Source organism: Nocardia sp. NPDC051756 (assembly GCF_040681495.1).
Taxonomy (GTDB): domain Bacteria; phylum Actinomycetota; class Actinomycetes; order Mycobacteriales; family Mycobacteriaceae; genus Nocardia.
In genome coordinates, this window is sequence record NZ_JBFAYV010000004.1 from 68,564 (window position 1) to 94,413 (window position 25,850).

The window sequence follows — 25,850 nt, forward strand, 5'->3', positions numbered from 1 at the left end:
GTTGCTGGGATGCTTATGGTTCCAACACGTTTCGCGTCTACAGCGTCATCACACAGTGGCGAGAGGAGAGCGGGCATGGGGGACACGGGTCAGCACGCTTCCGACGAACTCGTCGAGCGGATCGACCGGGTCGGCGTGTTGTTTCCGCTGCCGCTGGTAGCGCCGGGGGATCGGGATCCGACCGCGGCCGAATTCGCTGCCGTCCTGCGGAATGTGCGTTTCGAGCTGCTGCGCCGGCGCGATTACCCGGCGCTGGATCAGCTGCTCGAGCGGGTCGCGGTGCGGGCGCGCCTCGTCGGCGATCGCGACCTCGCCGATCTGGCCCGGCTGCTGCTGCGGCACAACCGCTGGTTGACCGGCCGATTCGAGCGCTCCGAGGATTTGCTGACCAGCGGATCGATGTCCGGAACCTGGGCGGCCCTGGACGATGTGTTCAGCGGTTTCTACGCGAACACGCTCGGCCGATTCGCCGAATCCATGCGACGACTGCGCCGAGTCGAGCAGGCGAGCGCCGAGCGGCGTCGCGCCGCCGAGTTCTTCGTCGGCCTGGACCTGCGACTCGTGTGCGCGGCCTGGAAGTTCTGGAACCGCGGCGAGCTGAATGACTACGCGGGCATGAACGCCGACTCCGGCCTCCTCGACGACGTGTGCGGCAAACGCTATCCCGGCGCCGGGCAATCCCGGGCCCAGCTACTCCTCGCCGCCGGCACGTTCTACCTGCACCACCGCAACTACGTGCTCGCCGATCGCTACCTCACCGGCAGCTTCGAAGCCTCCAGCGGTACCACCAGCCGCCTGTATCCGCGCATCGCCTCGGCCCTGGCTCTCTGCCGCCACTACCAGGGCGACGACCACGCCGGCGACGCCTACTACCAGCAGGCCGCCGCCGGCCTCCCCGAACATTTCGGCCCGACCGGCTGGCAACTACGCCTGGTCGCCTACCAGCGCATGCTCGGCGACACCGACCGAGCCCTCGCCCTCGCCCAGCGCATCCGCACCGAAACCGAGTCCAAACACGAAGTGGTCCACAACATCTGGGCCCGCCTCTACGAACTGGACCTCCGCAACGAACTCCACCTCTCCTCCACCGCCGCCTGGCAACTCCTCGACGAAGCCGGCCACCACAACATGACCCGAGCCTGCGACTACATCCTCGAACGCCAACGCTGCGCCTGACTTCGGGGTCGACGACCTCACAGTCGGTGGTCGAGCGCTGTGAGGTTGTCGACATCTCGAAAAATGGTTGATTACCAGCGTGTTTAGAAATGTAACGAGTGCCCTGTTTGTCCGGTTTTTGCGTTGACAGGGGGTGGGGGTGGGCGGAGGCTGCTGCTGACTTTCCGTGTGCTCTGCGTGGGGCGATCGCGGTGTCGATCAGAGGAGCAGGTTGTGCGTTTGCCTCAGCGTTCGGAAATTCTCGGTGGTAGAGCGGAAGTCGTTACCGGCCTTGGTGATGGAGCCGCGAGTGCGGGTAGCAGGATGGTGCGGCCGCGCACTATTCGCGGCCAGCTGAGCCGAATTCTGATTGTTTCGTTGGTCTTGGTGTCCGTGCTGCTGGGCGTGATCGTGGTCCGGGAGGTGGGGTCGTTTCGGCAGAGTGGCGAGACCGTGAAGGGGGTTTCGCTGGCGCTCGCGGTGCAGGACCTGGTGCAGGAAGTGCAGCGTGAGCGCGGGCTGAGCAACGGGCTGCTCGGCGGTGATGTTCGGCTGGAGCGGTCGGTGGCCGATCAGCGGGTGAATACCGATCGGGCGTTGAACGCGCTCGAAGCCGACATCGGCGATACCCTGGGTTCGGCTGAATTGCGTACGGCGCTGGACAGATTCGCGACCCTGGCCACTACACGCTGGCAGATCGATGGTCGTCAGATCAGCAGGCAGGTGGCCTTCCAGTTCTACACCGACGGCATCACCGTGCTGAATCGGCTTACGCTCGGCCTGGATTCGGCGCGCGACTCGCAGGTGCGGCACGGACTGCGAGCGCTGTACGCGCTGGGCGACACGAAGGAACAGACCGCCAAGGAGCGCGGCTTCCTCAACGGTGTCTTCGCCGCCGACGAGTTCCGGGCCGACGAGTACGGGCAATTCCAGGAGATCCGCGCCGCCAAGACAGCCGGTCTCGCCGCATTCGCGCGCGACGCCACCAGTCGTCAGCAGCGACTGCTCGACGCCGCGCTGCGCGGCGAAAATGCCACCAAGGCAATGGAATCGGAACAGATCGCGATCGCGTCCTACGCCGGCCCGCTGGTGCGTTCGGTGGATCCGGTGACCTGGTGGGCGCAGATGACGGCGGTCATCGATGAGCAGCGCCGGGTGCAGCAGGCGATCGGCGACGATGTGCGGCAGCGCGCGGAGGTGTTGCGCAAGCACGCCGCGTTCATCCTCGGCGGCGTGCTGCTCGCCGCGCTGATCGCGGTAATCGCCGAGGTGACAATGGTTTTCGTCAGCGTGCGGGCCATCGTGCGCCCGCTCGTCATGCTGGCGGACGACGCCGATGACGTCGCGGATCGCCGACTGCCGGGCATCATCGCCGCCTGGCACGCCTCCGACGATTCGCAGCCACCACCGCCCGAGCCGGTCCATGCCGCGTCCGGCGCGAGCACCGAGATCGCCGCGCTGGCAGCGGCATTGGACGGTGTGCAGAGCACCGCGTTCACCTTGGCCTCGGAGCAGGCGCAGGTTCGGCGCAATACCGTCGAATCGCTGGCCAACCTCGCGCGCCGCAATCAGAACCTGGTCCGCCGCCAGCTCAGCCTGATCAGCGCGTTCGAGCGCGCGGAACTCGATCCCAAGGGCCTGTCCAACCTGTTCGAACTCGACCATCTCGCCACCCGCATGCGCCGCAACGCGGAGAACCTGCTGGTGCTTGTCGGCGAGTCCAGTCCGCGGCGCTGGGCGGAGCCGATCGCGCTCACCGACGTGATCCGGGCCGGACTCTCCGAGGTGGACGATTACCAGCCGGTGGTCGTGCACCGGATCGACGAGGTCGCGATCGTCGGCGGGGTGGTCACCGCGCTCGCGCACATGCTCGCCGAACTGATCGAGAACGGACTCGCCTACTCCCCGCCGGATCTCGAGGTGGAGATCTACGGCCGGATGCTGCCGACCGGCTACCTGCTCGCGGTGGTCGACCACGGCATCGGCATGCCCGCGGACAAGCTGGCCCAGGCCAATGCCCGGTTGCGCGGCGAACAGGACTTCGTCGTCGCGCCGACCCGGTATCTCGGGCACTACGTGGTCGGGCGGTTGGCGCGGCGGCTCGGCATCGAGGTCGAGTTGAATGCGTCGCCGGTCAGCGGGATCGTCGCGCGGTTGCATCTGCCCGCGGAAATCATTGCGGGAGAGCGGGATCGGGAGGCACCCACGGGCGAGCAATCCGTCGATACCTTGCCCGTAGGTGCCGGCAACAGTGCCGATGGGCACGTGCCCGGTGGGCTGAGTTTGCAGCGCTGACCGGCCGGGTTCCGGACCGAAACGCCTGGTCGAAGCCATATCGCTGATATGGCTTATGCCATATTGCCTAATCCGAATAGTGTCTGTTACCGTGCGTCACGGCAATTTACCGCTGGCGGCTGAACAGATAGCGGAGAAATCATGAAGAGTGCCTGGATATACGGCGTTGTATTCCTGGTTCTGGGCCTGACCGCGATATTCATCGCCAGGTTGCGATTGAGCGAGATCCCGGACCTGGCGATCGGGCATTCGAGCGCACCCCCGGTGCTCGGGCGGCCGATAGAGAAGGTCGTCGACTACGAGATCGATGGGCCGAGCGGGACACCGGTGCGGCTGTCGTATCTGGACGAGCAGGGCAACGTCAAGGACATCTCGGCCGACCTGCCGTGGCGGACCTCGCTGCGCACCCATCGGCTGACCTTGTCGACCGGCGTCGTCGCGCAATCGGACGCCGACCAGGTCTCGTGCCGGATTCTCATCGACGGGAAGCCTCGTGACGCGCAGGTGGCGAACGGGCGATTCGCCGCGGTCAACTGCTCGGTGCCGGTGTCGTGAACGAGCGGATGACGCGGGCCTCGATCCGTGCGCGCGAGGTGCTCGTCCGGATGCGCGGCGAACTCTCCGTGCCGTTCGACCGGAGGTTGGCCCGTCGTGCACCGGGTCGGCCATGGCCGGCGCGACTGCTCTACATGTTCTCGCTGCCGATCATCGCGGTCTGGTTACTGCTCGCCGGTGGTTTGAATCTCTTTGTCCCCCAACTGGAAACAGTGGTCAACGGGCACGCCAAATCCTTCCTGCCGGACGAGGCCTCCTCGGTGCAGGCGATCGTCAAGATGGGCAACTCCTTCGGCGGGGCGGGGACGAACAATTTCGTCTACGTGCTGCTCGAGGGGGACGCACCGCTCGGCGACGACGCGCACCGCTACTACACGACGCTGCTCGACCGGCTGATGCAGGACAAGAAGCACGTCAACTCGGCGATGGACCTGTGGTCCAACCCGAACTTCTCGCCCGCCAGCGAGAGTTCCGACGGGAAAGCGTCGTATGTGCTGCTCAACCTGGCCGGGAACATGGGCACGGCGTTGGCCATGGAGTCCACGCAGGCCGCGCGGGACATCATCGCCGACACTCCGCCGCCGCCGGGCATCACGGTGCACCTGACCGGGCCGTCCGCGGTGGTCAACGACGAACTCGTCGCGATCAACGATTCGATGTTGCTGCTCATCATCGTGTGCGCCGGGCTGGTCGGCGTGGTTCTGCTCTGCGTCTATCGTTCGCCGATCACCGTGGCGATGCCGTTGCTCACCGTCGGAATGGGTTTGGCGGTGGCGCGGCCTGTCGTGGCGTACCTCGGCGAACATCAGGTAATCGGCGTCTCGATCTTCGCTTCCGCATTGCTGGCGGTGATCGTGCTCGGTGCCGGGACGAATTACGGCATCTTCCTGCTCGGTCGGTATCAAGAGGCTCGACGTGCGGGTGAGGATCCGGAGACGGCGTATTACACCGCGCTGCACGGGGTTCTGCACATCATCGTTGCCTCCGGATTGACCGTGGCCGGCGCGACCGCCTGCATGTCCATCACTCGGCTCGCGATCTTCAGTACCTCCGGTTTGCCGTGCACGATCGCCGTAAGCGTCACTCTCGCAGCAGCTTTGACCCTGGGTCCCGCGTTGCTGGCCGTCGGTAGCCGGCTCGGGTTCCTGGAGCCGCGGCCGCAGTCGTCGCAGCGGCGGTGGCGGCGGATCGCGACCGCCGTGGTGCGCTGGCCGGGACCGGTGCTGGCCGCCAGCCTCACCGTGCTGGTCATCGCGATCCTCGTGCTGCCGACCTTCCGGCCGAGCTTCAACGAACGCATCGCCCAGCCGAGCGATTCGCCGGCTAACCTCGGGATCGCCGCGGCCGATCGGCATCTACCGCCGAACATCATGTCGCCCAGCATGTTTCTGGTCGAATCCGATCACGATCTGCGCAATCCCGCGGATCTGATCGCGCTCGCGAAGCTGACCAATGCGGTGTTGCAGGTGCCCGGAGTCAGTGCGGTGCAAGGTATTACGCGTCCGCTGACCACTCCGCTGGAAGAGGGCACGCTGACCAATCAGGCGGGCTACATCGGTAATCGCTTCACCCAGTTGAAGAGCATGCTCACGCCGCGGCTCGACGATCTGACCGGGCTCGCGGGGCGGATCGACCAGTTGAATCTCACGATCAAGGGGGTGCAGCGGGCGCTCGACACCGGGGAGCAGGGGTTCGATCAGGTCAACGGCAGTGCGGTCGCGTTGCAGTCGGCCGTCAGCGGAGTGGTCGAGAAACTGAACTCGCTGCGCGATACCGCCGGGCCGGCAAGGCAATTCGTGAGTTCGATCCCGAATTGCCAAGATGTCCGTCCGTGTCAGGCAGCGGTTACCGGGTTCTCGTTGTTCGACGATGTGGGGCAGCTGGACAGCACTGTCGACGGGCTCGTGAGCGGCGTTCGCTCTGCCTCGCAGGCACTTCCGCAGCTCGGGGCGCAGATCGCGAGCCTGCAAGGTTTCATCACCCAGGTGAACAGCGTGCTCGCGCCGTTGCAGGGCACGCTGACCATCCTGATCCCGCAGATTTCGGAGATCACCCAGTTCCTGGACGAGGTCAGCAAGGGCTTCACCACCGGTGATCCCAATGGATTCTTCTTCATGCCGAGTCAGGCGTTCGACAGTCCGCTGTTCAAAAGTGCGCTGCCGTTCTTCTTTTCGCCGGACGGCAAGGTGACGCGGATGGTGGTTACGCCGCAGATGGAGGGGTTCAGCCGGGAGGCGATGGATCTCAGCGCCAAGATCATTCCGGTGTCGTTGCAGGCGATGAAGGGCACGTCGTTGGCCGGAAGCACGGTCAGCGTCGGCGGGCCCGGTGGCACGTTGCTCAATATCGAGGCCTTCGCCCGGGAAGACTTCATCACCAGCGTGGTTGCCGCGTTCGCCTTCGTGTTCTGTGTGGTGCTGATTTTGCTACGTAGTCTCGTCGCCGCCGTTGCGGTGATCAGCACTGTGGCGCTGTCGTATCTTTCCGCTCTGGGGCTGACTGTTCTTATCTGGCAACACATCATCGGCAATCCGTTGCACTGGTCGGTGGCGCCGGTGTCGTTCATCTTCCTGGTTGCCGTGGGTGCGGATTACAACATGCTGTTGGTGAGCAGATTCAAGGAAGAGCTGTCGGCCGGCATCAATACCGGGATCATCCGGTCGATGGTCAATACCGGCGGGGTGGTCACCACCGCCGGGCTCGTCTTCGGCGTGACGATGTTCGCCATGCTGGTGAGTTACGCGCACAACATCGCGCAAATCGGCACCACCGTCGGCATCGGGCTCTTTCTCGACACGCTCATCGTTCGGTCGTTCGTCGTGCCGACCATCGCGGCGCTGGCGGGGCGCTGGTTCTGGTGGCCGATCAACATCCTTCGGCTGCGTCAGCCCTCGGCGGTCGAATCCGCGTGATACACCGGACGGTATGCGGCTGCTGATCATCTCCGATACTCACGTGCCCGTGCGTGCGCGGGATATGCCGGAGCGGTTGTGGGGCGAGGTGGAGGTCGCCGACGTGGTCGTGCATGCGGGGGACTGGGTCGAGGTGGAACTGCTCGATCGGCTCGAGGCGCGCAGTAAGCGTTTGATCGGCGTGTACGGCAATAATGACGGCCCGGCGCTGCGTGCTCGGCTGCCTGAGATCGCCCGTGTCGAATTGGCCGGGGTTCGGTTGGCGGTGGTGCACGAGACCGGGGCGGCCAAAGGTCGTGAGCAGCGGTGTGCGCGGGATTTTCCGGATACCGATGTGCTGGTGTTCGGGCACAGTCATATTCCGTGGGACACGGTCGCGGAGACCGGGTTGCGACTGCTCAATCCGGGTTCGCCGACGGATCGGCGGAGGCAGCCCGAGCACACCTATATGACGGCGCGTGTTTCGGCAGGGCAGTTGAGTGAGGTTGTGCTGCACGCCCTTCCACGTGGTTCCTGATTTCAGGATCGGGTGGCGAGGTAAATCGTGTTGGTCGACTGGCCGCGAGTGAGCGGGTTGTCGAAGGGAACCTCTTCGGCTTCGACATCGGTGAACACGGTTTCGAGGATCGACAGGAATTGATCGTCCGGTGCGTCGTCGGACCACAGGGCGAAGGTGCCGTGCGGGGTGAGGTGTGCGGACAGAGCCCGCATGCCCTCTCGGGTGTAGAAGGCTGTGTGTGGTTGATGCAGTACATGGCGCGGAGAGTGATCGATGTCGAGCAGGATCGCATCGTAGATCCGTCCCGGATTTTCCGGATCGAACCCCGTCGTGCTCGCCGCCGCAGCGAAAAAGTCGGTGCACACGAGGGAGATTCGACTATCGGCGGTCAAACCCGCAGTGTCAGGCAGCAAGTCGCGATTGTGCCAATCGATGACCGCATCCGAATACTCGACAACAGTAAGATTCCGAATCCGCGTGTCCTGCAACGCTTCCTGAGCGGTATACCCCAACCCCAACCCGCCCACAACCACATCCAACTCCGCCCCCGCGGTCCGCGCCAACCCCAACCGAGCAAGTTCCCGCTCCGCAACAGTAAACAAACTCGACATAAGATACTCATCCCCAAGCTTCACCTCATAAACATCAACCCGAGCCGTAGGCTCGAACCGCCGCCGCAAACTGATCTCCCCCATAGCCGTCTGCTGCCAACCGAGTTCCTCGAAGTGTGCACTCATCGCAGCCACGATAGGCCCTCACCGCGCGAAATCGGCATCCAGCACGGGCGATTCACGCCGATACCTGGTAATCGATCGAGGTCGATCAGAGATGTGCCCGTGCGATGATGCGTCTGTGGGAGAGGTTGAGGTTGAGGGGAATCTGAGATATCTGCTGAATCAGTGGGATCCGATTGGTGTCGCGGATCTGGTGGATGACGAGTACGACTGCTTGATCGCGCCGATACTGATCATGCTGGACGCTGGGGCGGACACGGCCGCGGTCAGTGAGTTCCTGTGGCATGAGCTGGAAAATCACTTCGGGTTGAATCCGTATCATCACCGCGACCATTACGGAGTCGATTCACTGGCGAACCGGCTTGTCGCGTGGTGGGCGGTGGTCAACTCCGGCGGGGACTGAGAATGTCGTGGAACGAAAACGGGAGGAGTCCGTTGGACTCCTCCCGTGAACGTGAACGGTTATCAGTGCGGCAGTTCCATGCCCTGGGCGAGCAGGGGCCAGGAATTGTGCAGCGCTTCTTCCCAGTACGGCCAGTAGTGGGTGCCGACGGGGTTGAATTGGTAGGTCGCCGGGATCTTCAGCGAGTCGAGGCGGTTCTTCAGGTTGTTCGTGCAGCCGTTGACCGCCGCCTCGATGATTACGCCGAGGCCGAGGTTGACCGCGCCGGACGGGCCGGGCGAGCTGCCGAGGTAGTAGTTGACGTCGTCCAGCACCGGGATGCCGCTGCCGCTGGAGACGTAGAGCAGGGTGCCGCGCAGCTTCTCCGCGTTGATGACCGGGTCGTTCTCGGCCCACAGCGGGCTGTCGTCCGGACCGTACATGTTCTTGGTGTCGCCGCCGGCCCAGGTCTCGGTGGCGAGCTTCACGAACTGCTTACCCGCGGGGTCGGCGATCTGCGCGCAACCGCTGTAGGCGGCGACGGTCTTGAACAGGCCGGGCTTGGCCTCGGCCAGCTGCAGCACCGACGTGCCGGAGGTGGACAGACCGGTCAGCGCGTTGAGCCCGGTGGATTGCAGCGTCTTGTCGAGCAGCGGGGGCAGCTCCTCGGTGAAGAACGTCTTCCACTTGTTCGTGCCGAGCGTCGGGTCGGGCTTGAGCCAGTCGGTGTAGTAGCTGCCGCGCCCACCGACCGGCTGGATGACGTTGACCGGCTTGTCGGACAGCCATTCCAGCGCGTTGGTCTGGGCCTGCCAGCTGGCGGTCCCGATGCCGCCGTCGAGGCCGTTGAGCATGTAGAGGTTCGGCGCGGGCTTGGACTCGTCGGCCGGGCGTTGCACGTCGACCTGGATTTCGGTGTTCATCGCGGCCGAGTACACCTTGAGGTGCCAGGTCCGTCCCGCCTTGTCGATGGACGTGACGGCCGACGGCTTCGGCGGCTCGGCCGAGGCCGCGGCGCCGAGCAGGCTCACGGACAACGTGGCGGCGAGTGCGATCACGGTGGTCCGCAACGCGGCGGTGGTGCGTAGTGCGGAAATCTTCATCGGACCTGCATCTATCTAGTACTCCCTTATCGGCTGTGCGTAGAACCGGCGCGCGGGCTGCCCCAATCTCCACACAGTGCGTCTTCCGCCGAGGCGAAACCGTTACATGCCAGCGCCGATCGGTGCTGGACTGTACCTCGGGATCCGGCCTCGGCGATGCCCGCCGGCCGACCCGCAGAGGCCGACCAGGACGCCTGAATCCTAACGGGCGCAAGCGAAGTCGGTCGAGGGGACATCGGTCCACCGAGTAGCCGACGTCACATTGTCGAGCGAAGGCACTTACCGGACTTAAGCAGAGCCTGCTGTCGGGCGGAATGGTCAGCGTAATCAAACCATCATAGTTTTCTAATCATATCCAAATGGTATATGTGCGTTAAGTCACGAGATCCTCGTGTATTCTGAAGTATGGCAAATAGCAAGCAATCGCATGTTGGTGAAAGTGTTTGCGAATTGGACACGGGCTGTTAACCGAATCTGGACTTGATCACGCATGTCGATCTTTCCGACTCTGATCTAGGAACCATTCGATGTAACCCGCTTGTGTGGTGGGTCCGCCCAGCTCCCGGTTAACTGAAGGTGGTCGGACTTGCTGTCACCCAAGGCTGGTGACGCGCCGAAGCCGAGTGGCGCTCAGGAGCCCTTTAGGTGCGGAATGGACGCAATTCCCGGTACACTTTCGACAAAAGAGCTATTGATTGGCTAATTTCAATTGGAAACCCTGATATGCACTGATCCGGTCGGGTTCATGATAGGAATCCGACGGTTGGGGGCGATAGTGACGTCACCGACCCGAAAAGTCTATACGTCGCGAACTGGTCAAGTGACCAACAAATGACGACGAGTGGTGAGCAATCTGCCGAAGGCAATGTGTGGGGAGAGATGGATGTGAGCGGTAACCCGTCGGGGCCGATGCGCGAACCAGTGCGCACGCGCCCAGTGCATACCCGACGGCCCAAGGCAGCGATCCTGCCGCGGCTGTTGGCGACGGCCGTGGAAGCCGACCCGGACGGCGTGGCCGTGCCGATGCCGGGCGCGGTGCTGCGCTATCGCGAGCTCGACGAGGTGTCGTCGCGGCTGGCGCGGCTGTTGATCGGGCGCGGGATCGGACCGGGGGATCTGGTCGCGGTGGCGGTCGCGTCGCCGATCGGGGCGGTGTCGGCGATGTGGGCGGTGGCGAAGACCGGGGCAGGCTTCGTCGTGGTCGACGCGAAGGCGTCGGCGGAGCGGGCCGAGTACCTGCTGTCGGATGTGCGGCCGGTGGTCGGCCTGACGGCGGGGATGCCGTGGCAGCTGAGCGCCTCGATCGAGTGGTTGATGGTCGACGACCCTGCGGTACGGCGCGAACTCGTACGGCTGTCGAGTGATCCGGTGACGTACGAGGACCGGTTGCGACCGATTCAAGAGGACGACATCGCGTATGTGACGGCCGGCTCGACGGGTGTCTTCGATGCCGTGCCGGTGACGCAGGCCGCGGTGGCCGCGATCGCCGAGCATGCACAGCGACGCCGGCTGCCGGAACCGCTCAGTGCGTTCTTCGCGACCCTGTTCCCGCGCTCGCCCAAGCCCGGGATAACGCTCTCCGAGTTGTTCGATGACGTCGCCGTGGCGTATCCGAACGCGACCGCGGTCAAGTTCGGTGCCGAGACACTGACCTACCGCGAACTGGATATCCGGGCAAACAGGTTGGCGCGCAAGCTGATCGCACTCGGCATCGGCCCGGAGCAGCTGGTGGCGGTGGCACTGCCTCGGTCGCTGGACCTGGTGGTCGCGTTGCTTGCGACGGTGAAGGCTGGTGGCGGCTATCTGCCGGTCGATCCGGCCTATCCGGCCGACCGGATCGCGTACCTGCTCGCCGACGCCGCGCCCGCGTGTGTGGTGACGGAGCCGGGGATCGCTCTGCCCACGGCGATGCCTTCGATCGAGGTGAATGGCGATCTGTCCGATCTCGACGCCTCGCCGGTCACCGACGCGGACCGAATCGCGGTGCTACGACCGGAAAACCTCGCGTATGTGATCTACACGTCCGGTTCGACCGGGCGACCCAAAGGGGTGCAGATTCCGCACCGCAATGTCGCGACGTTGTTCGCGAATACCCAGGCGCAGTTCGGCTTCGATCATCGTGATGTGTGGACGATGTTCCATTCGTATGCGTTCGACTTCTCGGTGTGGGAGCTGTGGGGGCCGCTATTGCACGGCGGCACGTTGGTGGTCGTGGACTACGAGACCTCTCGTGCCGCCGATCAATTCCTGGAGTTGCTGCGTAGCGAGCGGGTTACCGTGCTCAACCAGACTCCGTCGGCGTTCTATCAGCTGGCGGAAGCGGACCGTGCGGCGTCGGCGAGCTCCGACGCATTGTCGTTGCGGTACATCGTGTTCGGTGGCGAGGCGCTCGAGTTTCACCGGCTTGCTGACTGGCGAGCGCGGCACGGTGCGACGCAGCTGGTGAACATGTACGGCATCACCGAAACGACCGTTCATGCGACGAGCCATCGGGTTTCGGCGACCAACCGCAGTGTGGTCGGCACCACCATTCCTGGTTTGCAGATTTGGGTGTTGGATGACCGGTTGAAGCCGGTCCCGACGGGCGTGTCCGGTGAGATCTACCTCGCGGGTGCGCAATTGGCTCGCGGCTACCTCGGGCACGCGGGACTGACGGCTGCGCGGTTCGTGGCCAATCCTTTTGCGGGCGACGGTTCCCGCCTGTACCGCTCCGGCGATCTGGCCTCGTGGAATGCCGACGGCGATCTCGTCTACCTGGGGCGCGCCGATGATCAAGTGAAGGTGCGTGGCTTCCGCATCGAACTCGGTGAGATCGAGGCGGCTCTGCTCGCGCTGGACTCGGTTCGCCAAGTCGCCGTGGTGGTTCGCGAGGATGCTCCCGGTGACCAGCGGATCGTCGCGTATCTGGTCGGGCAGTCGGACGTGGCCGCACTGCGCACCGAGATGGCCAGGGCGCTGCCCGATTACATGGTTCCGTCGGCTTTCGTCGTCATCGATGCGATACCGCTGACCGCGCACGGCAAGTTGGACCGCAGGGCGCTACCTGCGCCGGTAGTCGACACCGCGGTGTTCCGTGCGCCGGAGACTTCCACCGAGGAGGCAGTCGCCGAGGTGTTCGCGACTGTGCTCGGCTTGGACCGAACGGGCTTGGACGACAACTTCTTTGCCCTCGGCGGCAATTCCCTGCTGGCCACGCAGGTGGCGGCGCGGCTCGGCGCGGTACTGGAGGCCAGAGTGTCGGCGCGGCTGCTGTTCATCGCGCCGACCGTGGCCGCGCTGGCTGCCGAGGTCGCGCGGCATCTGGGTGCGGGTGGTCGCCGGCCGTTGGTGGCCGTGCCGCGGCCGGAACGGATCCCGCTGTCGATGGCGCAGCAGCGGATGTGGTTTCTCAACCAATTCGACCGGGCTTCCGCGGTTTACAACATTCCCGTCGCAGTACGGCTGACCGGTGAGCTGGATGTTGCGGCGTTGCGCGGAGCCATCGCGGACGTGATCACGCGGCACGAGATCCTGCGCACGGTGTATCCGCGGCACAACGATGTTGCCTACCAATCGATCCTGCCCGCCTGGCCGATCGACCTGACGCCGGAACCAGTCGAGGCGGCCGATCTGCTGACGCGGATCGCCGAAGCCGCTTCCATTGGATTCGATGTAGCCGCCGAGATTCCGTTGCGGGCCAAGCTGTTCAGGGTAGGCACAGGGGAGGCGATCGAGCATGTGCTGGTGTTCGTCGCGCATCACATCTGCGCCGACGGCTGGTCGATGATGCCGTTGACCCGTGACGTGATGGTCGCGTACTCGGCCAGATCCACTGGTGTGGAGCCGGATTGGGCACCGATGCCGGTGCAGTACGCCGATTTCAGCATCTGGCAACGAGAAGTGCTCGGTGCCGAGACAGACCCGGACAGCCTGATCTCTCGACAGCTCGAATACTGGCGCAATGCACTGGCAGGACTCCCCGATGAATTGGAGCTGCCGTTCGATCGGTCTCGGCCACCGATGCGGTCGTTCGCCGGTGGGCGCGTGCGATTTTCGATCGACGATGAGGTGCAGCGAGGTCTGTCGGGCATCGCCCGCGCACACAATGCGACGCCGTTCATGGCGCTGCATGCCGCGTTCACGATATTCCTGGCCAGGTGGTCGGGCACAGACGACATCGCCGTCGGCACGGTGGTGGCAGGGCGTGGCGAGAGCGAACTCGACGCGGTGGTCGGCATGTTCGTCAACACCCTGGTATTGCGCACCCGGATTGCCGGGCAGGAGTACTTCGGTGCGCTGCTCGAGCGGACCCGCGAAGTCGATCTCCAAGCGTTCGAGCATGCCGATATCCCGTTCGAGCGGCTGGTGGAGTCGCTGAATCCGGATCGGTCGACGGCTCGGAATCCGTTGTTCCAGGTCGGGTTCGTCTTTCAAAATCTGCCGGACGCCACCTTCGAGTTGCCTGGATTGCAGGTCGCCGCAGTCGATTTCGAGGCAGACGTCGAGAAGTTCGACCTCTCGCTGGCGATACAGGAGACCGCCGCCGGCCTGACCGCGCAATTCTCCTATGCCCGAGACCTGTTCGACGAAGCCACGATCCAGGAGATGGCGGGCCGGTTCGCACGGCTGCTGGCGGACATCGTTGCGCGGCCGCAGCTGCCGGTGGGCGATCTCGCGCTGCTGGCCGGCGACGAGTACGCCGTGCTCACCCTGGTCCACCCGGCCGAGTCGATGGCGGGTGCGTTGATGCCTGAGCTGCTGCTTCGAGGTATGCGCTGGGGGAGAGACCGGATAGCGGTTCGTGACCAGGGCCGATCGATCACCTACGGCGAACTCGACGAACGCTCGTCACAGCTGGCCCGCTTCCTCATCGATCTCGGGGTCGGCCCGGAACGTATTGTCGCGCTGGCCTTCCCACGCTCCTACGCCATGCTCTCGGCCGTATTGGCGGTAACCAAGGCCGGCGGCGCGTACGTGCCGGTCGATCCGACGTATCCGGTGGATCGCGTGCGGCACATGGTGACCGATTCCTCGGCGGTGATCGGCCTGACCATCAGCGAGTACGTCGACCACCTACCCGACGACGTGACCTGGCTGATCCTCGATCACCCGGGGATCGAAGCAGCCTGCGCGCGCCGATCGGCGACTCCGATCACCGACGCGGACCGCATTTCCCCACTGCGGCTGCACAATCCGGCGTACCTGATCTACACCTCCGGGTCGACAGGCGTGCCGAAGGGCGTCACGGTTACCCATACCGGGCTGGCCGGCTTGATCGAGCACACGGTGGGTGCCTTGGCGCTTGAACCGCATCACCGACTGCTGCACTCGATTTCGCCGAGCTTCGACCCGGCGGCACTGGAGTGGCTCTGTACATTGTCGGTCGGCGCGACCTTGGTCGTCTTGCCGCCCGACGTGATCGGCGGGCCCGAATTCGCCTCGGTGCTGCGCGACGAGCAGGTGACGCATTGCAGCGCTACTCCGGCGGTGTTGAGCACCGTCGATCCGACCGGCGTGCCGACCGAGACGTTGCTGGTCGGCGGCGACGTCACGTCGCCGGAGCTGGTGGCCAAATGGCAGCCGGGTCGCCGATACATCAACGCTTACGGTCCGACCGAGGTCACCATCGCCGCGACCTTCGGCACACAGACCGCGGGCCGCGCGATCACCATCGGCGGGCCGGTGCGCGGCGTGTCCGCACTGGTGCTGGATCAGCGATTGCAACCGGTACCTCCCGGCGTCACCGGCGAGTTGTATTTGGCCGGAGGGACACTGGCTCGGGGCTACCAGGACCGTGCCGGTCTCACCGCAGGCAGGTTCATCGCGAATCCATGGGGCGAGCCAGGTGCTCGGATGTTCCGAACCGGCGACCTGGTGCGCTGGTGTACGTCGCCCGACGCTGCCGCGCCGGAGCTGACGTACGTGGGCCGTTCGGACTTCCAAGTGAAGATCCGCGGCTTCCGCATCGAACTCGGCGAAATCGACGCGGTACTCGGCGGTCATCCGGACATCGACTTCGCGGTCACGGTCGGACACGAAACCCACACCGAGGAAACGGTTCTGGTGTCGTACGTACGCCCGGTACTCGGCGGCAGTATCGATACAGACCGGCTCACCGGGCACGCCGAGCACAGCTTGCCCCGGCACATGGTGCCGTCCGCGATCGTGGTCCTCGACGAGATTCCGCTGACTCCGGTCGGCAAGCTCGACCGAAAAGCATTGCCGGAGCCGATCTTCGAAGCAGCCGCCTTCCGCGAACCGGCCACGCCGACCGAAGAGCTCGTCGCGTCGGTGTTCGCGGAGGTACTCGGGGTCGAGCGCATCGGTGCCGACGACGACTTCTTTGCCCGCGGCGGCACCTCGCTGCTCACCCTTACGCTCCAACACGCGCTGTCGGCCCGCCTCGGTGTCGAACTGCCGGTCGCCACGCTGTTCAGCGCCTCCACCGTGCGCAGCCTCGCCGCGCGCATCGCAGGCGCGGAGGCACCCACGCACAACCTCGCGACGATCACTGCCGATGCCGTACTCGGACCGGAGATTTCGACCGCCGACCTCGCACCGACCTGCCAGCGCCCGACGCGCGACGTGCTGTTGACCGGCGCCACCGGCTTCGTCGGCGCTTACCTGCTGCGGGAACTCCTGGACCGAACCGACGCCGTCGTCTGGTGCCTGGTTCGTGCCGACAGTACGCAGGCGGCGCGCGACCGAATCTACGAAACTTTGCAGCGCTACCAGCTGTGGAGCGACATCCCCGAGGCCCGAATCATCCCCGTGCCAGGCGATCTCGCTGAACCCTCGCTCGGTCTGTCCGACACCTACCACGCATGGCTGGCCGACCGAATCGACGTCATCTACCACAACGGTGCCCAGGTCAATCACCTCGAGCCGTACCCCCGGCTACGCGCCGCCAATGTCGAGGGAACCCGAGAGGTGTTGCGCCTGGCGACAACTCGACGGATCAAACCCGTCCACTTCGTCTCCACCATCAACACCGTGATCTCCACCGTGCACCCCGATACCCCGGTCGACGAGACCACCCGCATCACCGCCGACGAACTGCCCGCACAGGGCTACATCACCAGCAAATGGGTTGCAGAGCAACTGGTCCTACAGGCCGCCGAACGCGGCGTGCCCACCCGCATCTACCGCCCGGGACTTGTCTCCGGAGACCTACAGGTCGGTGTCAACAGCGCCGACGACTCCTTCTGGAACATGATCCGTGCGGCCGTGATCCTCGGCATGGCCCCCGAGGTCGGCGACGCGACCATCTCCCTCGCCCCGGTGACCTACGTGGCCCGCGCCATCGTCGAGATCTCCCTCGGCCAAGCGACCGCCACCGCATACCACCTGGTCAACCAAACCCCCCTGCCGATCCGCGACATCTTCACCTGCCTACGCAAACACGGCCTACCCATCGAAACCGAACCCCTCGAAACCATCCAGATCCGCCTCGCCGACGAGGCCAACATCCGCTACCTCGCCGGCGACGACTCCCTGGTCCGCGCCGCTCTCCTCGGCAGCAACTACACCGGCGGCACCACAAACCCGAACATCAACAGCACCAACACAACCCAAGCCCTCACCGGCAGCGCAATCACCTGCCTACCGATCGACGAGAGCGTCCTCGACACCTATATCCGCGCCTTCATGCAGTCGGGTTTCCTACCCACCCCCATCGGGAGCGCCAACGAATAGCGTTGTGCCAGTGGATCAATCCACGGCGCGGAGGTTTTCGATCTGCTGGCGGAGGTGATCGAGGAGTTTGTCGGGGTCGTCGAAGTCCGCGGGGTCGATGGGGGTGCCGAAGTGGATGGTGACTTGCTGGTGGCGGTCGAAGGCGGGGGCGGTGCCGCGGGTGCGGCGCATGGGGAGGACTCGGTCGGTGCCGGTGGTGCCGACGGGGATGATCGGGACTCCGGTGGACATCGCTAGTTTCGCGACGCCGGGTTTGTAGGGTTCGTGGTCGCCGGGGGCGACGAGGCGGCCTTCGGGGTAGATGAGCAGGACGCCGTTGTGCCGGAGGATCTGTTCGGCCTGGGTCAGCGCGGATTGGCCGGACTCGCTGTTGCGGCGCAACACCGGGATCTGGCCGAGTCGGCGGACCAGCCAGCCGACCACCGGCCAGGACCACAGTTCGGCCATGGCGATGGCGATGGCTCGTCGCCGCAGGGCGCCCCACAGGAAGACCGCGTCCAGCATCGAGATGTGGTTGCTGGCCACGATCACCGGGCCGGTCTTCGGCACCGCCTCGCGGCCGATCACGGTGACGTGCACGAAGTTCGACCAGGCGAGTGCGCGTAGTACGCGCCGTACCAGCTTGGTGGTCAGCCACGCGCGCTTGCCCAGCCCCTTCGGCCGCCGTGCCGATTCCTCGTTCATCGTTCCCCCGCACTGTCCGGCCGGCTCGGTTTTCCAACCCTCGATTCAGGTTACCGACACCGATCCGCCCATTCTTATCGCGACATAGCGGTGCAAGGGCTGTGCAATCGGCGGGGATCACAGTGGGCGTATGCGAAGCAATGCGGTGGGATCGATGGAATTCGAGACCGGGTCGGTGTGGTCGAGTGACGGCACGCCGATCGGGTACCGGCGGATCGGGCGGGGGCCGGGCGTGATCCTGGTCCACGGCGCGATGATGACGGGGCGGCTGTTCGACGGGCTCGCCCGTGCGCTGGCCCGGGACTTCACGGTTTATGCGCCGGATCGGCGCGGGCGGGGCATGAGCGGCACCGTCGGGCCGAATTATGGGATCGAGGCGGAGATCGAGGATCTGGCCGCGGTGCTGCGGGAGACCGGGGCGCGGAATGTGTTCGGGCTCAGTTCGGGGGCGGTGATCGCGTTGCGGTCGGCGTTGGCGTTGCCGCAGATCACGAAGCTCGCGTTGTATGAGCCACCGCTTGTGGTCGGCGGTGTGTCGCCGCTGACCTGGGCGCCGCGGTTCGAGCGGGAGCTGGACGAAGGGCGGATCGCTGCCGCTTTAGTGACGATTCTCAAGGGCACCGGGGATGTGCGGAGCTTCACGTCGCTGCCCCGGTTCGTCTTGCGGCCGCTGACTGCGTTGATGTTGCGGCTCGACCCCGGCGCCGGGATGCCGGTGCGAAATCTGGTGCCAACCGGACGCCAGGACGTGCAGATCGTGCGCAGTGCCGGGGTTCGCTGGGCGGAAGTGGGCGAACTGCGTTGCGACACACTGCTACTCGGCGGCAGCAAAAGCATCGGCTATTTGAAGCCTGCGCTGGAACGGTTGCACACCGTTCTGCCGGATGCCGGTTATGTCACGCTGCCCGGTGTCGGGCATACCGCCGCCTTCACCGACGAGCAGCCCGAGCTGGTCGCGGCGGAGTTGCGGCGCTTCTTCGGCTGATTCGCGCCCTCGGCGCGCTGCCGTTGGGTCCGACCGGCAAGGTCGACCGGCTCCGGGCGTTACCTGCGAGCGCCTGGATCAGCCGAGAACGTCAGATCGAAACTGACGGAACTGCCGCGCCGGGACCTGGCAGCACATCGATATCACCCGCGTGCATCGGCTCACCGCAGTGGGCACAGCGCAGGTCCACCCGGCTGATCTCACCGCACGCGTGATGGCGATAGAGCACCGGCGGCCCGGCTTCACCCGCGCGCCACTTGTCGCCCCAACCGACCATCACCATGAGCACATCGATCAGCTCGGTGCCCTTCTCGGTCAGCCTGTACTCGTACCGCGGTCGCTGGTCATAGGCCTTGCGCTCCAGCACGCCGTGCTCGACGAGATGATTCAACCGCTCGGTCAGGACCTTGCGGGAGATGCCGAGGTCGGCCTGGAGTTGCTCGAACCGGGTGAATCCGACCCACACGTCCCGCAGGATCAACGGTGACCACGGCTCGCCGATGACATCGAGGGTGCGCGCGATCGAGCAGGCCATCTCACCGAAGTTCGTCCGTTGCATGGAACCAGTCTAGCCATCTGAGTTCCCTTAGGGAACTTTGATCGTGATGCGTGCATCACTGCCGTCAGGGCAGATCTTCCAGTGCGGCGCGAATGGCGTCGAGGAACCAGGCCTGGGCGGCGCTGCGGCCAGGCGTGCGGCGGGTGTAGGCGGCGACCTCGGCCGGTTCGATCGGCCATGGCAGCTCGAAGGTGCGGACGGGATGCGTGCGGGCCAATGCGCGGGCGATGCGCAGCGGGACGATGGCGACGAGTTCGCTGTCCTGCACCACGTACGGCAGCGTGGCGAAGCGGGTGACCCGGACCGCGATGTTTCCCTCCAGGCCGTGGGTGCGCAGGGCGCGCCGGGGTGCGGGATGGCCGGTGGTTCCGTCGACGACGATCAGGCGCTCGGCCCGGAGTTCGGCCTCGGTCGGTGTGCCGGCGCTGAGCCGGGGGTGGTGGGCGGCGGCCATGCCCGCGTACCCCTCGGTGAACAGCGGTATCCGGTTGAGCCGGACCGAATCCAGGATCGGACTGGCCACGATCGCGTCGACCCGGCCGCGGGTGAGTTCGTCTGTGGCGGTGTCGATGTCGAACGCGTGCACCTGGAGCGTCGCGGCGGGCGCGCGGACGGCGAGTTCGGCGAGGATCAGCGGCAGCGAGTTGACCTCGCCGAGATCGGACAGGCCGATGGAGAAGCTGACCGGTCCCGTAGCATCGAATTGGGTTGCGGCGCCGATGGTTACGTCGAGTTGTTCGATGGCGGTGCGCAGCGGGGGATAGAGTCGCTCGGCCTCCGAACTCGGTACCAGACCGCCGGGGCCGCGGACGAAGAGTTCGTCGCCGAGTCGTCGGCGCAGCTTGCCGAGTCCGTAGCTGACCGTGGGCTGGGTGACGCCGAGGACGTCGGCCGCCGCCGTCACGCTCCGCGTCTCGTAGAGCAGGACGAAGGTCCGGATGAGGTTCAGGTCGAATTCGGCGCCCATAGATCTCCTCTATATGCAGATCGAAAAAGATCTATTGGATTTCTGCTGTGGGTGATCGTAGCGTGATGACACTCACGCATCGCACTCGGGAATGAACGCCACCATGAACATGCTGCTGTCCTGGTCAGTCGCGCTTTCGGCGCGCATGCGGTGGGTTCGCTGATGGTGGCGGGCGGGCTGTTCGACGGGGTGCTCGCGGCGGGTCCGGTCGCGGAGTTGGTCGGCGATCGGGCCTGGGTGCAGGCGATGCTCGATTTCGAGTCGGCACTCGCGGCTGCTTCGGCTATGTCGGGTGTCATTCCGGAAGCGGCCGCGGCCGCAATCGAAAAGTGCTGCCGGGCGGAGCTTTACGACATCGCCGCGCTCGCCGCCGACGCGGTGCGGATCGGCAATCCGGCCGGGCCGCTGGTGCGCGCGCTGACCGCGCGGGTCGTGCCCGAAGCCGCCGCCTATGTGCATCTGGGCGCGACCAGCCAGGATGTCATCGATACCGCCGCGATGCTGTTGAGCGCGCGGGCGCTGGCCGCGTTGCGCACCGACCTGCACGTCTGCGCAACGCGGCTGGCGCAGCTGGCCGAGGAACACGCAGGCACGGTGATGGTCGGGCGCAGCCTGCTCCAGCAGGCGCTGCCGGTGACGTTCGGGCTTACCGCGGCCGGCTGGCTCGGCGGGGTGCTCGCGGCATTGGACAGCGTGGACCTGATTCGCCGGGAACGGCTCGCGGTGCAGTTCGGCGGTGCCGTCGGAACGCTGGCAGCCCTGCGCGGCAAGGGGATTCCCGTGTTGGGTGAGCTTGCGCGCCGGCTCGATCTGGCTGAGCCGACGCTGGCCTGGCATACCGAGCGCAGTCGGATCGCGGAGGTCGCCGGGGTGCTCGGGCAGGCGTGTGGGACGGTCGCGAAGATCGCACGCGACATCACGTTGCTCGCGCAGACCGAGGTCGCCGAGGTGCGCGAGCAGGGGCCGCCGGGCGGCGGTGGTTCCTCGACGATGCCGCACAAGCAGAATCCCGTGGCCGCCGTCCTGGCCGCCGGTTCGGCCGCTCAGGCGCCCGGGCTGGTCGCCAACCTGCTGGCCGCGGGTGTGCACGAACATCAGCGGGCGGCCGGCGCTTGGCATGCCGAGTGGCGGCCGCTCACCGAGCTGCTGCGCAGTACCGGTTCGGCGGTGCACTGGTTGCGGGTGTGTCTGGAACGTCTTCAGGTTGATCCAGTTCGTATGCGCGACAACCTCGATAGCGCGGGTGGGCTGCTCGTGGTCGAGCATGTGGCCATCGAGTTGGTGTCCGCCGCTGGAGGAGTGGTGGGCAGGCAGGAGGCAACCGATCTGATCGCGGCCTGTTGCCTGCGGGCCTCGTCGGGCGATCTCGCCGATCTGCTGGCCGCGGACTCGACGATCGGAAAGTTCTTGAACCGCAACCAGATCGAGGATCTGCTCGATCCGGCAAGCTATCTGGGTTCGGCGGAGGAGTTCGTCCGGCGCGCACTGCGCGATTGGCAGTCACGGTTATAGGCATTCGCGAATGAGTCACGGTCGCAATAAATCTCGCAGTTGAAGGTAACCGAAGGGGTTCGATCCATGGTCAAGACCGCATGGGGTCTGACGGCGGCAATGGTCATGGTGCTGCTGAGCGGGCCGGTCGCGTCCGCGGCGCCGGGCCCGCGCGACGTTCCGAACGTGACCTACGCGTCCGTCGATGGTCGAGATCTGAAGCTGGATCTGTATTTGCCGGCGGCCGGCGCCGAGCCCGCGCCGGTGGTCGTCTACATATTCGGTGGCGGCTGGCAGGTGGGCAGGCGGGACGACTATGGCGTTCCGATGCCGTGGGATCTCGGTCAAGCAAGCAAGTTCGAGGATTTGACCAAGGCCGGCTACGCGGTGGCCGCGGTGGATTACCGGTACTCCACGCAAGCCCCGTGGCCTGCGCAGATCTATGACGTGAAGTCGTCGGTGCGGTGGCTGCGGGCCAATGCCGCGACCTACGGCCTCGATCCCGAACGGATTGCCGCACTGGGTGAATCGGCCGGTGGACATCTTGCGGCGATGCTCGGCACGTCCGGTGATGTCGGCGGGTTGGAGGGCGACGAGGGGGTGACCGGGTACTCGAGCCGGGTGCAAGCGGCGGTCAGCTGGTTCGGCGCGACAGACCTGCTCACGATGGATCAGCAAGCGCCCAAGGATGGGTTGAGCCTGCCCCACGACGCTGCGGCGTCGCCCGAAGGTGTACTGCTCGGCGGCTGCGCTCCCTCGGCCTGCCCGGATCGCGCGCGCAATGCCAGTCCGGTCAGCTATGTCACCCCTGACGACCCGCCCACCCTCTTTCAACACGGCAAGTACGACCACGTAGTTCCTTTCGGGCAGAGCCTGGAGCTACAGGCCGCGCTGGACGCGGTGGGTGTGCCGACCGAGCTGCACGGCTACGACGCCGACCACGTGTTCGTCGGCACGGTCTCGCCCTTCGAGATCCGCCGCACGCTGATCGACTTCCTGAATCGCTACCTGCGCAAGAACTAACCCCTCTTGATCTGTCTGGGACAGTGAACTAGCATTGCGTTCGGTACTCAAATATCGACGCAATGCGACAAGTCGGCGTCGCTTCTTCAGCGGTGCGAGCCCGGGAATCTTGGCGAACAACCGTGCTACTGCACCGTGGAGGTGTGTTCGGGTATGGACAACGTTGTCACAGAAGTCTTTTCGGCGGCGACGGACCCTGTCGCGCCGCAGCACGAGGTGGTGATCATCGGCGGTGGGTTCGGTGGTCTGGGCGTCGCCATCAGCCTGAAGCAGGCGGGGATCGATGATTTCGTGATCATCGAGCGGTCCGACGATATCGGCGGCACCTGGTACAACAACCAGTACCCCGATGTGGCCGTGGATGTTCCGGGGATCGTCTATCAGTTCTCGTTCGAGAAGAACCCCTACTGGTCGCGCACCTTCCCGAAGGGGGGCGAGGTCAAGGCGTATATCGATCACTGCGCGGACAAGTACGGGCTGCGGCCGCATCTGCGGCTCGGCACCGAGATCATGGCCAGGGGTTGGGACGAGGACAATCATCTGTGGCGGTTGACCACCGCGACCGGCACAGAGATCACCGCGCGGTATGTGGTCACCGCGCTGGGTGCGTTCGTGGAGCCGAAGAAGCTCGACATCAAGGGCCTGGACAGCTTCGCGGGCAAGGTGATTCGGACGCAGAAGTGGGATCACGCCTACGATCTCACGGGCAAGCGGGTCGCGGTGATCGGCACCGGTGCCACCTCGGTGCAGATGATTCCGCAAGTCGCCTTGGCGGCAGGGCATTTGGATGTTTACCAGCGTCGCCCGATCTGGGTGTTCGCCAAGCCGGACTTCCGGATTCCGCGGGCCGCTCAGCTGGCGTTGAAGTATGTGCCCGGGCTGCAATCGGGTATCCGGGCGGTGGCCGCGGGTGCGGTCGAGGTCGGGTTGGTCGCGATCACCGTGTACGGCAACAGGTTGGAGCCGGTCACCAAGACTGTTGCCTGGGCCACCACGAGATTCCTGCATATGCAGGTGAAAGATCCGCAGCTGCGGGCGAAGCTGACGCCGGAGTACGGGTTCGGTTGCAAGCGGCCGAGTGTCTCGAATATCTACTACAAGACTTTCACCCGCGACAACGTCGAGCTGATCACCGACGGGATCGCGGAGGTCACCCCGACCGGCATCGTCGACGTGCACGGTCTGCATCGGGAGATCGATGTGCTGGTGCTCGCGACCGGGTTCGAAATGTCGCAGAGCCCAACCGTTTTCCGGGAGCGGCCGGTCACCGGGCGGGACGGGTTCGACCTCGCTGAGTTCTATCAGAACGAGCGCGCGAAGGCGTACGAGGGAATCAGCATGCCCGAGTTGCCGAATACGTTCATGGTGTTCGGGCCGTATGCCTGGAGCGGTAGTTCGTGGCATGTGATGGTGGAGAACGTTGCGCGGCATACGGTTCGGGTGATCACCGAGGCCAAGCGGCGCGGTGCTACCGCGGTGTCGGTGAAACCGGAGGCCAATGATCGGTTCTACGACTTCATTCGGCCGCGGTCGGCGAACACCGTGATCCACGGGCGGGCCTGTGCGAACGCCAACACCTATTACCTCGATCACCACGGGGACATGTCGTTCCTGCGTCCGACCACCGCCTATCAGGCGACCAAGGCCAGCAAGACCTTTGCGCTGGACGACTACAGCTATCAGCAGCTCGCTCTGCCTGCCGCGACCAGTAACGGAAGGCGTCGGGCAGCCAGGAAGGCGCAACGATGACCGAGGCAGCCGACGGTGGCGAGATCTACTCTGGCGCAGGCGAATCCGCAGTGCCGGGTCTCGCCTCTGTGGGTTCGCTGCAAGTCGTGCGGGCGAATACCGCGGGGCGGATGACGCGGATCGTCAATCCGGTGCTGCGCTGGACTGTTCGCGTCGGAATCGATTTGGCGTTACAGCCGGTGCTGCGTGGCTGGGTCGCGCCGCGACGGCTCTTCGCGGTGACCAGTTACACCGATGCGCCTGCGGCACTGCTGCTTCCGCCGCGCGGCACGCGCCGGCGGCCGGTGCGGTTCGACGGGTTTCGGGCGGAATGGGTGTGGCATCGCGAGACGGCCTCGGTGCTGGATGCGAAGGGCGCCGCGATCCTGTACTTCCACGGTGGCGCGTTCATGTGCTGTGGTCTCAACACTCACCGACGTCTGGTCGCCAAGATCGGGCAGGCCAGCGGGTTGCCGGTATTCAGCGTCGATTACCGGCAACTGCCCAAGGCTACGTTTCCGGAGACGGTCGATGACTGTGTCACCGCCTATCGGTACCTGCTCGACGAAGGATTTCCCGCCGAACGGATCATCCTGTCCGGTGACTCGGCCGGCGGCTGCCTCACCTTCAGCACCGCGCTCGCCATCCGGGACCGGGGGCTGCCCACGCCGGCCGGCCTCGCCGCCCTCTCCCCGGTCGCGGATATGGACAGCTCGGCCCGGCACGCGCACCCGAATCGGCATCTCGACCCGGCGCTGTCCAACGCCGTCGGCGAGGTGGTTTTCGGCCTCGGGTACGCGGTCGACGGCAAGCTCGATCCGGCGTGGTCGCCGGTCAATCACGACTTCACCGGGCTGCCGCCGGTGCTGATCCAGGTCGGGTCCACGGAATCGTTGCTGCCCGACTGTGAAGCGCTGGCCCGGCGCTGTGCGGAGGCGAATGTCGAATGCCTGCTACAGATTTGGGATCGTGCGCCGCATGTTTTCCAGGCTGGTTCCGATGTACTGCCCGACGCGCGTCAGGCTATTCGGGAGATTGCTGCGTTCAACCGGCGGACGGTAGCTGTTCGGTAGTTTCTCGATGTCCTAAAAGGTGGGTTATTTG

General features: G+C 65.3%; 17 protein-coding genes. 12 read left to right on the top strand and 5 right to left on the bottom strand.

Translation table 11 applies throughout. From position 1 onward, the window contains the following. The first annotated feature begins 75 nt into the window (after positions 1–75). The 5 genes from AB0M22_RS17330 (at position 76) to AB0M22_RS17350 (ending at position 7,434) form a co-directional block, all read left to right on the top strand. Positions 76–1,176, top strand: coding sequence for a hypothetical protein (locus tag AB0M22_RS17330; RefSeq protein ID WP_364727246.1), 1,101 nt, complete (start codon positions 76–78; stop codon positions 1,174–1,176). 366 nt (positions 1,177–1,542) lie between these two features. After that, the gene (locus AB0M22_RS17335; protein WP_364727249.1) at positions 1,543–3,450 is read left to right on the top strand and encodes a nitrate- and nitrite sensing domain-containing protein; all 1,908 of its coding nucleotides are present in this window, start codon (positions 1,543–1,545) and stop codon (positions 3,448–3,450) included. Between the two features lie 141 nt (positions 3,451–3,591). Beyond that, positions 3,592–4,005: an MmpS family transport accessory protein gene (locus tag AB0M22_RS17340; protein WP_364727251.1), complete on the top strand. Its 414-nt coding sequence runs from the start codon at positions 3,592–3,594 to the stop codon at positions 4,003–4,005. A gap of 50 nt (positions 4,006–4,055) precedes the next feature. Then, positions 4,056–6,917 (top strand): RND family transporter, encoded by a 2,862-nt coding sequence (locus AB0M22_RS17345; protein ID WP_364729767.1) that lies wholly within the window; start codon positions 4,056–4,058, stop codon positions 6,915–6,917. A 13-nt stretch (positions 6,918–6,930) separates the two neighbouring features. Continuing rightward, the gene (locus AB0M22_RS17350; RefSeq protein WP_364727254.1) at positions 6,931–7,434 is read left to right on the top strand and encodes a metallophosphoesterase; all 504 of its coding nucleotides are present in this window, start codon (positions 6,931–6,933) and stop codon (positions 7,432–7,434) included. Between the two features lie 2 nt (positions 7,435–7,436). Here AB0M22_RS17350 and AB0M22_RS17355 read toward each other — a convergent pair whose 3' ends face one another. After that, on the bottom strand, positions 7,437–8,153 hold the full coding sequence (locus AB0M22_RS17355) for a spermidine synthase (protein ID WP_364727256.1): 717 nt from the start codon (positions 8,151–8,153) through the stop codon (positions 7,437–7,439). A gap of 115 nt (positions 8,154–8,268) precedes the next feature. Here AB0M22_RS17355 and AB0M22_RS17360 point away from each other — a divergent pair, with 115 nt between their 5' ends. Next, a complete protein-coding gene (locus AB0M22_RS17360; RefSeq protein ID WP_364727259.1) occupies positions 8,269–8,553 on the top strand; it encodes a hypothetical protein in 285 nt (94 codons plus the stop codon). 62 nt (positions 8,554–8,615) lie between these two features. Here the strand turns inward: AB0M22_RS17360 and AB0M22_RS17365 are convergent, their stop codons facing one another. Beyond that, complete coding sequence (locus tag AB0M22_RS17365) at positions 8,616–9,635, bottom strand: alpha/beta hydrolase family protein (RefSeq protein ID WP_364727262.1); 1,020 nt, start codon at positions 9,633–9,635, stop codon at positions 8,616–8,618. Positions 9,636–10,520: 885 nt separating this feature from the next. Between AB0M22_RS17365 and AB0M22_RS17370 the strand changes: the two genes are divergently transcribed. Beyond that, a complete protein-coding gene (locus AB0M22_RS17370) occupies positions 10,521–17,309 on the top strand; it encodes an amino acid adenylation domain-containing protein (RefSeq protein WP_364727264.1) in 6,789 nt (2,262 codons plus the stop codon). A gap of 15 nt (positions 17,310–17,324) precedes the next feature. Here AB0M22_RS17370 and AB0M22_RS17375 read toward each other — a convergent pair whose 3' ends face one another. Then, positions 17,325–17,993 (bottom strand): lysophospholipid acyltransferase family protein, encoded by a 669-nt coding sequence (locus AB0M22_RS17375; RefSeq protein WP_364727267.1) that lies wholly within the window; start codon positions 17,991–17,993, stop codon positions 17,325–17,327. A 154-nt stretch (positions 17,994–18,147) separates the two neighbouring features. Between AB0M22_RS17375 and AB0M22_RS17380 the strand changes: the two genes are divergently transcribed. Beyond that, positions 18,148–18,978, top strand: coding sequence for an alpha/beta hydrolase (locus AB0M22_RS17380; protein ID WP_364727269.1), 831 nt, complete (start codon positions 18,148–18,150; stop codon positions 18,976–18,978). 91 nt (positions 18,979–19,069) lie between these two features. On the opposite strand, the gene AB0M22_RS17385 is transcribed toward AB0M22_RS17380, so the two are convergent. Further along, on the bottom strand, positions 19,070–19,537 hold the full coding sequence (locus tag AB0M22_RS17385) for a helix-turn-helix domain-containing protein (RefSeq protein WP_364727272.1): 468 nt from the start codon (positions 19,535–19,537) through the stop codon (positions 19,070–19,072). A gap of 64 nt (positions 19,538–19,601) precedes the next feature. After that, positions 19,602–20,504 (bottom strand): LysR family transcriptional regulator, encoded by a 903-nt coding sequence (locus AB0M22_RS17390; RefSeq protein WP_364727274.1) that lies wholly within the window; start codon positions 20,502–20,504, stop codon positions 19,602–19,604. 150 nt (positions 20,505–20,654) lie between these two features. Here AB0M22_RS17390 and pcaB point away from each other — a divergent pair, with 150 nt between their 5' ends. The 4 genes from pcaB to AB0M22_RS17410 all read left to right on the top strand — a co-directional run bounded on the left by pcaB (position 20,655) and on the right by AB0M22_RS17410 (position 25,819). Further along, positions 20,655–22,016 carry a 3-carboxy-cis,cis-muconate cycloisomerase gene (gene pcaB / locus AB0M22_RS17395; RefSeq protein WP_364727277.1) on the top strand — a complete coding sequence of 454 codons (1,362 nt, stop codon included), beginning with the start codon at positions 20,655–20,657 and terminating at the stop codon, positions 22,014–22,016. A 66-nt stretch (positions 22,017–22,082) separates the two neighbouring features. Then, positions 22,083–23,018, top strand: coding sequence for an alpha/beta hydrolase (locus tag AB0M22_RS17400; RefSeq protein WP_364727280.1), 936 nt, complete (start codon positions 22,083–22,085; stop codon positions 23,016–23,018). A gap of 153 nt (positions 23,019–23,171) precedes the next feature. Continuing rightward, positions 23,172–24,767, top strand: coding sequence for an NAD(P)/FAD-dependent oxidoreductase (locus AB0M22_RS17405; RefSeq protein WP_364727283.1), 1,596 nt, complete (start codon positions 23,172–23,174; stop codon positions 24,765–24,767). Further along, positions 24,764–25,819, top strand: coding sequence for an alpha/beta hydrolase (locus tag AB0M22_RS17410; protein WP_364727286.1), 1,056 nt, complete (start codon positions 24,764–24,766; stop codon positions 25,817–25,819). Before AB0M22_RS17405 ends, AB0M22_RS17410 begins: the two co-directional genes overlap by 4 nt. Positions 25,820–25,850 lie beyond the last annotated feature (31 nt).